At 39.4% G+C, this 14,275-nt stretch carries 11 protein-coding genes; all 11 read right to left on the bottom strand.

What is annotated here, in order from left to right; genetic code table 11:
* Window positions 1–64: 64 nt before the first annotated feature.
* Window positions 65–2,614 carry a selenium-dependent xanthine dehydrogenase gene (gene xdh / locus VRHSUH10_RS03450; RefSeq protein ID WP_105089452.1) on the bottom strand — a complete coding sequence of 850 codons (2,550 nt, stop codon included), beginning with the start codon at window positions 2,612–2,614 and terminating at the stop codon, window positions 65–67.
* A 17-nt stretch (window positions 2,615–2,631) separates the two neighbouring features.
* Complete coding sequence (hydA, locus tag VRHSUH10_RS03455; RefSeq protein ID WP_105089453.1) at window positions 2,632–3,981, bottom strand: dihydropyrimidinase; 1,350 nt, start codon at window positions 3,979–3,981, stop codon at window positions 2,632–2,634.
* Entirely contained in the window at window positions 3,978–5,669 is a 1,692-nt protein-coding gene (locus VRHSUH10_RS03460) for a selenate reductase (protein ID WP_105089454.1), read from the bottom strand. Before VRHSUH10_RS03460 ends, hydA begins: the two co-directional genes overlap by 4 nt.
* Window positions 5,670–5,697: 28 nt before the next feature.
* Window positions 5,698–7,026 (bottom strand): putative aminohydrolase SsnA, encoded by a 1,329-nt coding sequence (gene ssnA / locus VRHSUH10_RS03465; RefSeq protein ID WP_105089455.1) that lies wholly within the window; start codon window positions 7,024–7,026, stop codon window positions 5,698–5,700.
* 52 nt (window positions 7,027–7,078) lie between these two features.
* On the bottom strand, window positions 7,079–8,014 hold the full coding sequence (gene arcC / locus VRHSUH10_RS03470) for a carbamate kinase (RefSeq protein WP_105089456.1): 936 nt from the start codon (window positions 8,012–8,014) through the stop codon (window positions 7,079–7,081).
* 69 nt (window positions 8,015–8,083) lie between these two features.
* Complete coding sequence (ygeW, locus tag VRHSUH10_RS03475; RefSeq protein ID WP_105089457.1) at window positions 8,084–9,277, bottom strand: knotted carbamoyltransferase YgeW; 1,194 nt, start codon at window positions 9,275–9,277, stop codon at window positions 8,084–8,086.
* 155 nt (window positions 9,278–9,432) lie between these two features.
* A complete protein-coding gene (locus tag VRHSUH10_RS03480; protein ID WP_060924011.1) occupies window positions 9,433–10,743 on the bottom strand; it encodes a YgeY family selenium metabolism-linked hydrolase in 1,311 nt (436 codons plus the stop codon).
* 12 nt (window positions 10,744–10,755) lie between these two features.
* Window positions 10,756–11,967, bottom strand: a complete 1,212-nt coding sequence (dpaL, locus tag VRHSUH10_RS03485; RefSeq protein WP_024065752.1) for a diaminopropionate ammonia-lyase — start codon at window positions 11,965–11,967, stop codon at window positions 10,756–10,758.
* Between the two features lie 9 nt (window positions 11,968–11,976).
* Window positions 11,977–12,609, bottom strand: coding sequence for a transcriptional regulator (locus VRHSUH10_RS03490; RefSeq protein WP_105089458.1), 633 nt, complete (start codon window positions 12,607–12,609; stop codon window positions 11,977–11,979).
* Window positions 12,610–13,180: 571 nt separating this feature from the next.
* Window positions 13,181–13,600 (bottom strand): flavodoxin, encoded by a 420-nt coding sequence (locus VRHSUH10_RS03495; RefSeq protein ID WP_105089459.1) that lies wholly within the window; start codon window positions 13,598–13,600, stop codon window positions 13,181–13,183.
* Between the two features lie 10 nt (window positions 13,601–13,610).
* Window positions 13,611–14,198, bottom strand: a complete 588-nt coding sequence (locus VRHSUH10_RS03500) for a DUF3793 family protein (protein WP_060924014.1) — start codon at window positions 14,196–14,198, stop codon at window positions 13,611–13,613.
* Window positions 14,199–14,275: the final 77 nt, after the last annotated feature.

Raw genomic sequence — 14,275 nt, forward strand, 5'->3', positions numbered from 1 at the left:
CATAGACTTCACGTGGGAACCTTGATGGACAGGGGCCGTAGCCCCTCTCCACTAAGCAAATATTCTATTTTTTATAACCTGTATGTTGAATCGGCAAGGACCTACGTGGTTCTCCGTCGATACGACGATACGCATTTGCAATGGCCGGAGCAATTGGAATACTGGAGATTTCACCAATACCTTTGGCACCGTATGCATATTGTTCTGGTGTCCCTTTTTCAATAAGGCTTACATGAATTGGAGGACATTGTGTAGCTCTAAGAAGGCCTAACGTACCATATTTAGCTGTTACATAACCATCTTTATAAGGGAAGTCCTCTGTAACGGCATAGCCCATACCCATGATGGCACCGCCTTCAGCTTGACCAGAGCAAGATTGAGGATTAACTACACGACCTACATCATATGCTACATGAAGCTCAGCAACTTTATTATCTTCGCCAATTCTAGCTACACATGCACCATACCCATAAGCAACGTGATTTTTTGGATGTGGTTTATCAGAGTTGAATGGATCTGTTGCACCAAGGAACTCTTCATAAATTTCTACACCATTCAATTCTTCTAAGGTCTTAGTTTCTAACATTTCTTTTAAGCGAAGACTTGCTTTACGCGTTGCTTCACCAGTGAATACTGTTTGACGAGATGCAGTAGTTGTACCAGAGTCTGGTGTACGTACCGTATCCGGACGTTCCACAAATACTTTATCCGCTGTTAAGCCAGTTGTTTCACAAAGCACTTGAGTAGCCATAGTCGCCATACCTTGACCGATACATGCTGCACCTGTACGGATACGAACTTTACCATCACGTACTTCTAAGATAACGCGACCAGTATCAGGTAAACCTACACCGATACCACTGTTTTTCAAACATACTGCAAGACCTGTACGGTCAGATGCATAGTATGCATCTTTTACTGCTTCCAAACATTCTGCTAATGCAGTTTCTTCGGAGCAAATTTGGCCGTTTGGTAAAGAATCACCAGGGCGAACAACGTTTTTATAACGGAACTCCCAAGGATCCATGCCTACCAATGCAGCTAATTCATCAATGTTTTGTTCTTGACCAAAGATGGTTTGTGTTACACCGAACCCGCGGAATGCACCACCAGGAACAGTATTTGTGTAAACGCAAACACCATCAAAGGCAAAGTTATCAAATTTGTAAGGACCACAAGAGTGTGTACCTGCACGTTGAAGTACAGGACCACCTAAGGATGCATATGCACCACAGTTAGATACGATGTTCACCTTACTTGCTACCAAGTTACCTTCTGCATCACAAGCCGTAGTAATATCCATTTCCATCGCATGTCGTTTAGGATGAATATTAAGACTTTCTTGACGAGAGAAGAGAACCTTAGTTGGTTTGCCTGTGAGCCAAGCTACAAGAGATGCATGATGCTGTACGCTCATGTCCTCTTTACCACCAAAGCCACCACCTACAAGCATACTATGAACTTTTACAGATTCCTCAGGAATGCCAAGCATACGAGATACTTCATGACGATCATCGTAAACATTTTGGCTACCGGAATGTAAATGAATTACATCGCCTTCACGATATGCTACCGCACACTCTGGTTCCATGAATGCATGGTCTGTTTGTGGTGTAGAATAGTGATTAGTTACAACAAATGCAGCCTCAGCAATAGCCTTATCTACATCGCCACGAGATAATGTTTGACGAGTCAATACATTTCCGTCTGGATGTAATTGAGGAGCATCTGGTTTCAACGCCTCTAATGGATCTACTACTGGCTCTAACTCTGTGTAATCTACTTCAACTAGAGCTAATACTTCATCTAAGTATTTCTTTTCTGTAGTTGCCACAAGTGCAATTGCATCACCAACATAGCGAGTATTATCACCTTCTGCGATGAGTACATCCCAGTCTGGCACTAAGTGACCAGTCTTATTGAATGGTACATCTTTAGCTGTCAAAGCCGTTACACACTTAGGATGTGCAAGTGCTTTAGACACATCAACGCGATCGACTCTAGCACGAGGGTATTTAGAACGCAACGCTTTTGCGTAAATCATGCCATCCATATGGATATCGTCAGCATATTGTCCAACGCCTAATGCTTTTTCCTCCGCATCAACGCGGTGTAAACGAGAACCAACATTACCAGTTGTATCCTTTTCAGGAACTGGTAAGTTCTCACGGAACATTTTTGCTGCCAGCATAATGCCTTCTTCGATTTTCACATAACCAGTACAACGACAGATATTGCCTAAAATAGCTTTTTTAACATCGTCAGGTGTAGGGTCATTATTTTCATCAATCAAAACTTTTGCACTAATAATCATACCTGGGATACAGAAACCACACTGCACCGCTCCGCATTCACCAAAAGCATAGGTGTATACCGCTTTTTCCCGTTCAGATAAGCCCTCAATTGTTACTACTGATTTACCATCTAATTGGGATAATTTAGTTACACAAGCCTTTGCTTTTTTTCCGTCTATAATTACTGTACACGTACCACAAGCACCAGCACTACAGCCTTCTTTAGTGCCCGTCAATTTCAAATCAGCTCTCAAGAAATCAATTAAACGTTGATCCTCTTGAACCTCATGTTGGGTGCCATTCACTTGAAAGCGGTACATATATAGCCCTCCTCTCATTAAGGAATACATTCACCAAGATATGATTCTAATAAGGATCCATCTTGTACCACATGGTGACCTCTAAGGATAACATCTCGAACTTTGCCTGTTACGGATATGCCCTCATAAGGTATATAGTCAGCCTTTGTATGGGCAGACTCTTTTGAAAGCACATGCTCAATGCGCTTATCAACAATTGTAATATCCCCATCGCTACCTATGGATAATGTTCCCTTCTTAGGGTACATACCATAAAGTTTTGCAGGGTTTTCACTAACTAATTTCATAAAATCTACAGCGCTCATATTGCATTGGTTTACCAACACATCATAAGCGACAATCCCTCGTTCCTCAGCACCTGGGATGCCACCAGGAATCCGGGTAAAGTCATGTCGACTCTTTAATTTTTGATCATTAAAGGTAAAGCTACAATGATCAGAACCAATAGTTTGGAATAGACCATTTACTAATGCATTCTTTAATGCCATTTGATCTTGTATCGTTCTCAGCGGTGGACTCATCACATATTTAACACCTTCAAAATCAGGTAAATTATATCGTGATTCATCAAGCACCAAATATTGTGGGCAAGTTTCACAAGTTACTTTATGTCCAAGGTCTCGTTCCCGAATAACCTCTTCTATACCCTCTTTAGAACTTACATGAACAATATGTACGGGATACTCTAATGCAGCACCGATTGTACTAAAACGCTTAATCGCTTCCGATTCAATTATGGCCGGTCTTGTGAGTGGATGATTGCCTACATCTAATTCACCACGTTTACGTTTATCAGCTACGAGAGCGTCAATTAAATCACCATTTTCACAGTGTGCTCCAACAAGAGCTCCTGTAGGTTTAATTGCCTCTATAGCATCATAAATTTCTCGATCTGTTAAACGGAAACCATACGCTAAGTACACTTTAAAGGATGACACACCAGCCTCTACGACCTGTGGTATCTCACGGGCTACATCTTCATTCATTTCTACAAGTTCCATATGGAATTTGTAGTCACAGGAGCAATGCCCTACAGCACGCTCCTTGTGAACTTCTAAACCTTTACAAAGGGATCCTTCCTCAGGAGAAGCAAAATTGATGATTGATGTTGTCCCACCAAGAATAGCGGCTTTTGTACCACTATCAAAATCATCCGCAGTAGACGCTAAGGCATTTGTCATCTGAAAGTGTGTATGAGGATCTATAAATCCTGGGAACACATAGCAACCTTTTGCATTAATAACTTCAGCACCTTCTGGAACAGAAAGGTGTTCATCGATGGCGACAATTTTGTCGCCATCGATAAGTAAATCTCCGGTAAGAATTCGATCAGTTAAGACCAAGTCCCCTTGTTGTATGATAATCATGATACATAGTACACATGCTCTTTACAGAAGGCATGTACGACTCCTTTCAATTCTTCAGGTAATGCATCGATGTCACATACTGCTTCTTCACCTTTGAAGCGATAACCACAGCTAGTGCCTGTGATGTAGAAACCATCATTTGTACTATCTGCTAAAGCTTCAGCATTGTGGAAGAATGTAATGCGATCCTTGTATGGTTGACAAGGTTCTACGCAATGACATGCACAGTTACCACACTCATTACAGCTTTGATCTACATGAACGATCAATTTAGCATCATTTACAGTAACGACTTCATTACATCTATTAGGACATACGCGAACACAAGATCCACATGTTACACGGCAGTGATAATCAGAACTACGTGTGCCTGGGAAGGATGGCATTGCTTCACGTTTTTTCTTCATTGCATCGCTCTTCTTGAAGATTTTATTTTCACTAATGTCTTTAGCAAGTTTAGCGATTAGATCTTTATGTACTTTCAAAGCAGCGTTGTAATCAGTAGATTCTACTTCATCGGCTAAACCTTTAAATGTATTGTAGCCTTCACCTTGAAGAAGAATTGTACATACTGTTACAGGCCAGATACCACAATCAAAGATAGCTTTGATATTTTGTTTTACAGCGCCACCGCTGTAAGACATTGGTAAGCGTTCGCCGAATTGAGCACTTAAGAGCTCAGCTACACCAATTGTTACAGGTAACAAGGATTTACCAGACATGTACATTTGCTCACCTGGCAATTCATTGTTGTGAATTTGTACAGGGAATGTATTTGTCAATTTAACGCCAAAGATCTTGTTGTGTTTTTCACCAAGAGCGATAAGACGTTCTAACATTGGAACAGCTTTATCAAATTGAAGGTCAACTTCGAATTGGTGATCTTCAAAATCAATGTATTCAAAGCCTGCATTATCTAATAACTCTCTAATGCGTTTTGGACCTAACAATGTAGGATTGCATTTCAAGTATAAATGAAGCCCTTTTTCACTGATAAGGTAAGAACAAATCGATTCGATTTCTTCTGCTGGGCAACCGTGCATTGTGGACAATGTAATTGCTTGGCAAAGTTCATCACTAATTGAGTTGATATAATCAACATCGATATGTTCAAATTCATCTACATGGTCAAGGCACCATTGTTTACAAGTATCCCACATAGGAGATTGAGATGCACTGCGCATTGTGTTGATGAATTTATCAACCATTGGGCTCTTAATACCAGCCAAGTTGTAACCAACACTCATGATGAATAGGAAACCATCTGGATCGCCTAAGCCTAATTCTTTAGAGATTAATTTTAAAGCGAACCATGCTTTGATATATTCATCAGCAGCTTCATCACAGCTATATTCAGAAGACCATTCTACGTTGTATGCTTCGTCTACAGAGTAGATACAAGGTCTAGGAATACCTAGTTCTTCGCCGTACATAATTTGTACAGTTTTTAATTCGATGCAACGAGCACCTGCTACATAAGATGCCACAATATTTTGTGCCAACTGTGTATTAGGACCTGCTGCTGGGCCTACAGGATTTTCAATAGATTTACCAAACATTGGTAAACGTTGTTCATGATTGATACGATGAATTTTATTTACATTATAAATACGATTGTACATCTTGTACTCAGTCATAATGTGGTTCATCAATTTTCCGAAACTTACCGGATACATAATGTCACTCATAATGTCACACTCCTTTAAAGCGCTTGCGTTATGGGTTTAGTCGTTTCCATAAACCTTTAGATGTTGCTAAAACTTCGTTCATTACTTCAGCTTTGTCGATGCCTTGTAATTTACGATCAATCATACGTGGTACACCATCACTAATAGTTGTTACCACATACATACCATTAGCACCGAATAATAAGTGACCATTGATGTTATTTTCATCAAGTGGTGTTGGTGCTGCGTAATCAAGAACGATTACGTCAGCTGCAGCACCTTTTTTAAGGATGCCTACTGTAGTATCAAAGAATTCATTCGCCATTTTACGGTTGTTTTCAAATAGCATATGAGGAACTTCACCCCAGCCTACATATGGTTTATGTTGCTCATGTTTTACAAGACAATTTGCAACTTTGTAGGATTCTAGCATGTCATTTGTATATCCATCTGTACCAAGGCCAACTGTGATACCTGCACCTAAAAGCTTCAAAATATCTGTTGTGCCTACTGCATTACCCATGTTACTTTCAGGGTTATGAACAACCTTAGCTTGAGATTCTTTCAATAATTCCACATCTTGGTCAGTTACGTGTACGCAGTGACCAGCAATACTCTTAGGTCCTAAAATACCAGCTTCTACAAGTCGTCTTACAGGTGTCATGCCATATTTTTCTTTACTATCTGCCACATCTTCTGGGCCTTCAGCAACATGAACGTGATATCCTAACTTGTCTTCATTTTGTGCTTTCACATAATCTAATGTTTCAGGACTTAATGTAAAGGATGCATGTAAGCCCATCATAGCAGCGAGTCTAGATGGATCTTTTTTAGCCTCTTTACCAAAACGTACATTTTCTGCAACAGCGGCTTTCATCTGATCAACACCGTTACGGTCAGACACTTCGTAGCACAAACAAGAGCGAACACCAAACTGTTTTGCTACATCTGCAATAATAGATAGGCTATTAGCTGTTTCGCCATAACTTGCATGGTGGTCAAAAATAGTAGTTACACCATTTTCAATACAACCTAAATATGTAAGCAATGCGCTTGCCTTCACATCTGGAGCTGTCAGCTTATTATCTAAATAGAACCATAGGCCTTCTAAAATTTCACCAAAGTTTGTTGGTGCTGGACCTGGTAAGGATAAGCCTCGTGCAAGAGCAGAATAAATATGATGATGTGCATTAATAAAGCCTGGCATAATCAAACCGCCATGAGCATCAATAACTTCTGCCTCTTTATATTGTTTGCATAATTCATCATATGCGCCAATATCTATAATCTGAGTTCCGTCAATAACAACAGCGCCATCATAAATGATAGGTCTATCAGTATCGCGAGTAATTACAGTACCTTTTCCTAATATAATCATAGGGCACCTCCCCAACGAATCGTTGGATGCATACTTATAAGTCTATATATTATTATAATACGATACGCGTGCCTGTTTTTCCTGCTATACCATCCTTAGATTTTTCTAATAATGTGATAATGGAAACACGGCCTTTTTTAGATTCTGCAAATGCAATGGCAGCTTCTACTTTTGGTTTCATAGAACCTTCTGCGAATTCACCTGCGGCTGCATATTCTTTAGCTTCTGCAACTGTGATTTCATCAAGCCATTTTTCATTTTCTTTACCAAAATTAATGGCTACTTTTTCAACCGCTGTTAAGATAACAAGTACATCAGCATCAATTTCTTGTGCTAACAAGCTACTAGTCCAGTCTTTATCAATAACTGCTGCTGCACCATGAAGTTCATTACCTTCTCTAGTTACAGGGATACCGCCACCGCCACAAGCAACGATTAATTGTTTACCTACTAAGCCTTTAATCGCTTCGATTTCGATAATTTCTTTAGGTGCTGGGGATGCTACTACACGGCGATAACCGCGGCCAGCATCTTCTTTTACAACATAATCGTAATTTTTTTCTGCATATTCAGCTTCTTCTTTAGTCATAAAGTGACCAATTGGTTTTGTAGGATTTTTAAAACCAGGGTCATTTTGATCAACTAATACTTGCGTAACCATTGTCATGGTTGGCAAATGTTCAATACCACGATTTAACAATTCTTCGTGAAGCGCATTTTGTAAGTCATATCCAATATATGCTTGGCTCATAGCCACACATACGGACAATGGTGTATTTGGTTGACCTTTTACTTCACGTGTCAATGCAGCCATCGCATTGTTGATCATACCGATTTGAGGGCCATTGCCATGCGTTACTACTACATCACAATTGGCTTCTACTAAATCAATGATTGTTTTAGCTGTACTTTTTACGGCAATTTTTTGTTCTGGAAGGGAATTACCTAATGCATTCCCGCCTAATGCTACTACAACTCTTTTTTTCATGTTATGCCTCATAACAAACTATTTAGAATAAAAAGGAGCCATCATCACGGATGGCCCCTAAACTTTACTTTACGGTTGAACTCGGTCAGTTCCCTTCCGTTCTAATTCTTTTAAGGTTTCTACAGGATTCTTAAATTTGCTTAAGAAGATCATAGCTGCAATAACATATGGTTTGTAGCTTGCTTCTTTATAAAGAGGTACACGATAGCGATCGAATACTGTTGCGTCTACTTCGCCTTCTTCACAACTTACACCTGTAATATCTGCTGGTAAGCAATGTAAGTAAAGAGCTTTACCGTCTTTAGTGAGACTCATCATCTCTTCAGTACATGCCCAATCTTTATGTTTACCATTTTCTTCAAGAAGAACTTTTTCTAATGCTTTAATGCCTTCATGGTCGTTTTCGCCATATAGTTTCGTACGTTTTTCCATCGCACCAAATGGAGCCCAGCTCTTAGGATATACGATATCTGCATCTTTGAAAGCGTCCTTCATGTCGTTAGTTCTACGGAAGGAACCGCCGCTTTCTTCAGCTTGTTTCTTAGCGATTTCTTCAACCTCAGGCATTACTTCGTAGCCTTCTGGATGTGCTAATACAACTTCCATACCTAGACGAGTGAATAAACCAATAGCACCTTGAGGTACGGATAAAGGTTTACCATAAGATGGAGAGTACGCCCAAGTCATAGCAAGTTTTTTACCTTTAAGGTTTTCTACACCACCGAATTCTTTGATGATATGAGCTGCATCAGCCATGATTTGTGTTGGATGGTCGATATCGCATTGTAAGTTTACAAGTGTAGGACGTTGTTCTAATACGCCATCTTCGTGACCTTCTTTTACTGCATCGGATACTTGATGCATGTAAGCATTACCTTTGCCGATGTACATATCATCGCGGATACCGATTACATCAGCCATGAAGGAAATCATGTTAGCTGTTTCACGAACTGTTTCACCGTGAGCAATTTGGGATTTACCTTCATCCAAGTCTTGAACTTCTAAACCTAAAAGGTTACAAGCGGAGGCGAAGGAGAAGCGAGTTCTTGTGGAGTTATCACGGAATAAGGAAATGCCAAGACCGCTGTCGAATACTTTAGTGGAAATATTGCGTTCTCTAAGAGCACGTAACGCATCAGCTACTGCCCAAACACCTTTTAATTCATCTTCAGATTTTTCCCATGTAAGGAAGAAATCTTCGCCGTACATTTTGCTAACGTCTAAGTCTTTTAAAGTTTCAATACTTTTATTGAAGTCTGTCATCTGTAAGTCCTCTCTTTCAATTCCCTAAAGGGCTACTTAGGATCTAACTTTATACGGTACCTCATCAAATGGTGAGGTACCATATTAAATTTGTAGTTATGAACTATGTTCTAGTGATTTCCGTTTTAAAGAGATCTAATTCAATGTATATGATATTAGTCTTTGCAGTATACGGATGGTAATAATGCATATACAGCTGCACATGTTACAAGGTCTTGTTTCCATGTGATTTCGTTAGGAGCATGTGCTTGTGCTTCTGCGCCAGGACCAAAGCCGATGCAAGGGATACCATTACGGCCCATGATAGATACGCCGTTAGTGGAGAATGTCCATTTATCAGTCAATGGGCGAGCTTTACGCATTTCAACTGTGTCTTCAGCACCAATACGTTCGTTACCATACAAGCTAGTGTAGGCTTCTTCTAAAGCTTCTGTTACTTTGTGATCTTTAGGAATTACCCAAGTTGGGAAGTAACATTCGATTGGATATGTCAAACCAGTCCAGGATGGACGAGCATATTCGTACATGGATACTTTCGCACCATATTCTTTAACATGTGGTAAAGCTTCGATTTCTGCCAAGCAGGATTGCCATGTTTCGCCAGCTGTCATACGACGGTCCAAGGAAACGGCGCAAGAGTCAGCTACTGCACAACGGCTTGGAGAAGTGTAGAAGATTTGGGAAGTAGTTACAGTACCGCGACCTAAGAAGCGAGCTTCTTCGTAGTGGTCTGGGTTGAATTTAGGGTCAAGCATTTTTACAAGGCCTTTAATTGCTGTGCTTTCATCAGCAGAGTTAGCATTCAAGTCACGGATATCTTGAAGAATATCTGCCATTTTGTAAATTGCGTTGTCACCGCGTTCTGGAGCAGAACCGTGGCAAGATACGCCTTGTACGTCTACGCGGATTTCCATACGACCACGTTGGCCACGGTAGATACCGCCGTCAGTTGGTTCAGTGGATACTACGAATTCAGGACGAATATTGCGTTCTTTAATCATGTATTCCCAGCAAAGACCATCGCAGTCTTCTTCTTGTACTGTACCTACAACAAGTACGCGATATTTATCACTTAAAAGACCTAAGTCTTTCATGATTTTAGCGCCGTATACAGCGGATACGATACCACCTAATTGGTCAGATACACCACGACCACCGATTTTAGTTTCATCTTCGAAACCTTCATAAGGATCGAAATTCCAGTTATCGCGGTTGCCAATACCTACTGTATCGATATGAGCGTCGAAGGCAATAAGAGTTTTACCAGTACCCATGTAACCAAGAATGTTACCCATTGGATCTACTTCAACTTCGTCGAAGCCAAGATCTTTCATTTCTTTTTCAATGCGTTGAACGTGTTCTTTTTCTTCTGCACTTTCACCAGGGAATGCTACGATTTCACGTAAGAACTTGGTCATCGCTGGTCCATAAGTTGCTGCTGCTTGTTTAATTGCTTGTAAATCCATAATTAATGCCTCCTAACGATCTTCACCATACCACATAATGTTTTTATATCTTTCAGGGTCTGTATCACCTTCAGTGGAGAAGCAGAGCACCTTTGAAGACGCATCTAATTCTAATTCCTTGCGTAAGTCTTCATATTCTGGCATTGTCATAATTGCCGTTACAAGACCTAGTGGAACTGCACCAGATTCACCTGTAGTGATTGGTGTATCACCTTTAATCGGTGCACCACCAACGCGCATCCCAAGTCTTGCTACCCAATCAGGAGCAGATACGAATACATCCGCATGGTTTCTCAAAATATCCCATGAAACTGTATTTGGTTCACCACATGCAAGTCCAGCCATGATTGTTTCTAAATCACCCTCAACGATACGAGGATTACCATCATCAGCTACAGCCCCTTTGTATAAGCAAGCTGCTGCTTCAGCTTCTACAACCACTAATTTAGGTTTCTTAGTTGCATTGCTGTATAAATTAGTGAAATAACCTACTACAGCACCTGCTAGGGAACCTACACCAGCTTGTACAAATACATGAGTTGGTACCTTACAGTTTTCAGATTCTAACTGATTTGCAGTTTCCATAGCCATTGTGCCATAGCCTTGCATGATCCAGTTTGGAATTTCTTCATAACCTTCCCATGCTGTATCTTGAACTACAACACCATTTGGAACTTCTTTAGATTTTTTAGTTGCTAACCGTACACATTCATCGTAGTTGAATTCTTCGATTGTTACGGTAGCACCTTCATTTTCAATTTGTTTCCTACGATATTCTGTAGAGCCTTTAGGCATGAACACTACTGCTTTTTGACCTAATTTATTAGCAGCCCAGGCTACGCCACGTCCGTGGTTACCATCAGTAGCTGTAAAGAATGTAGCTTGTCCGAATTCTTCTTTTAATTGTGGAGAAGTTAATACATCATATGGTACATCTTCAACATTTTTACCAGTTTGTTGAGCTACATATTTTGCCATTGCATAAGAGCCGCCTAATACCTTAAATGCATTTAAGCCAAAGCGGTAAGATTCATCTTTTACAAAGAGAGAATTAACACCGATATAATCTGCTAATTTTTCTAGCGATACTAGTGGAGTTACACTATACTGTGGAAAACTTTCATGAAACGCTTTAGCTTTCTTAATTTCTCTAACATCCATAACGGACAAAAACTTGTCACTAGATGGTGCCATCGTATTACGTTTCCACTGAATTCGGTCCATATTTGCCTCCTAGGATTCTTCCTTTACAGTATTTAAATCACTATAAAGAGTAAACTTAGAAATATTGAAATACTCCGCAATCTTTTCTGAAGATTTAGAGATAAGAAAAGCCCCTTTTTCATTTAAGTAGCTAATAGCTTTTAGTCGCTCTACTTTATTCATGAGTGGGCCAGGTTTGCCAACTAACCGTTCTGCTTCTAGTAGTAAATCATCTAATAGTTCCGATACACTTGTAGTAATTTTTTCAACAGTGCCAGTCTCTGCTTGGCCTATCCCTATAAGACTTTCAAGTGATCGATGCATCATAACAAACTCTGTAATATCCTGATTAATTCCTAATAGGTATTCAATATTGCCATTATCATCACGGATATACATGGTAGAGGATTTTAATATCCGTCCAGCCTTAGTTTTTGTTAGATACCCAAATCTACCTTCACTACCATCATCATAGTTGAGTACATCTAAAACCACATGTGATGGACCATCACCAACATGACGATTCGTTATCGTACCATTTTCTATATATACAAGTGATGTATCGAGATCTCCTTGTAAGTCATGTATTAGTACTTCACAAGATGGTCCGAATTGTATGGCCAATCCATGGGCTATTACTTTTAGCCGTTCCAATGTACTCATTGAGATAACCTCCCTCTCATCGGTATCGGTTAACTTTATGGTCTAAATAACTTCAGTCCGCTTATATAGTCAGCATTATGAGAACAATTCTAACTATTTTTGTATCAACCTAATTTTTTGTTAGGTTCCTTACTTAAATTATAGGTCTATGTATACAAAAATGCAATGCTATTATGCATTAAAGTTATTTATAAACATTCAAACATATACATCCATTGTTATAAACATATACATTCCCTTTGATTTCCATCATATAAACCGGATGTTATAAAAATTTTTAATGACCTTTGTGCTATCGCATCTATATAATTAAATCTATTCAAACTCTATAAAAATCAATGTATATCTATATTTTTATATGTATTAATTCAATCTGCTATGTCATTATGCATATATATATTTTTTATAAATACTCCTACATTCATAACTACCAAAAAGTTACGTCTATATACATAGTAAGTATATATAATCTTCTTATTGCATACAAAAAAGGCTGTAATAACGACATATCGTTATTACAGCCTTTATATACTGTTATCTGTTAGGATTTATGTTAATGGTTAAGAGTAAACTATGCGTTTGCTAATGTTTTACCCAATTCTTCACATTGTGCTTTACCATCATCATCAGGTTCACCCAAGATTGCCACGCCATCAGCTACTAATTCGCCACCAGCGTCTTTAATGCGAGTGCCCCAATCTTCTAACCAAGTGCCACCCCAACCATAGGAGCCAAAGATTGCTACTTTTTTACCACCCAATTTAGCTTCTAATTCTGTGTAGAATGGTTCAAATTCGCCTTCTTCTAATTGTTCTGCACCCATATCAGCACAGCCAAGAGCTAGTTTTTCGTAAGCTGCTGCGTCATCTACGGATACTTCAGAAACAGATTTCACTTCAACTTCTTGACCTGCAGCTTTGATACCTTCAGCTACTGCTTGAGCCATTTGTTCTGTATTGCCTGTACCGGACCAATAAATTACACCAATCATCTTGTACCTCCTAGGCCGTTCTTGCGACCAATGAACTAAATGTTTTTCCCAACATCAATTGAGTTTGACAAAATTCACGACATGCTTTGTAACATAAGAAAGAGCGTTTTGCATCTACCACATCATGGTAAACTTTCCACTCTCCACACATACGATATCCACTGCCACGACGAGAAATAAAATATTTCACATCTTTTAATGGATAACCTAGAAATACGCCGATTTCATGTGGAAAATCAACACTTGCTTCCATACGATATCTTAGGTGCTCAAGCATCTCCATAATGCTCATGCGATCATGATAACCGTAGGCTTTCAAAAATGTCATTACTGCAGGTTGCCGTACATAGTCTCGTAATTGTTTCTCACGGAATACCAATAATAGTCTACGCGCTTTACAGCGACATAATTCAAAGAAGAACAATCCTTTTTCATTGAACTCTTTATTATATTCTGTCAATACAAATTGGATTTGTTCATTCATGTCCCGTGGAATAGAAACCAAGTTCGAAAGTTTGATACCTCGAATTGCCGGTGCACAATGATATCCAATGATATGGTCAATTGAATTCATCATAATAGTACCTGCCTGTTGCACATCGTTAGAACTTTCTCTAATGAGAATAATTCCTATATGCCAATAGTACTCTTGATGAGAAAAATTGTCAAGAATAA

This window comes from Veillonella sp. T11011-6, assembly GCF_002959755.1.
Taxonomy (GTDB): domain Bacteria; phylum Bacillota; class Negativicutes; order Veillonellales; family Veillonellaceae; genus Veillonella.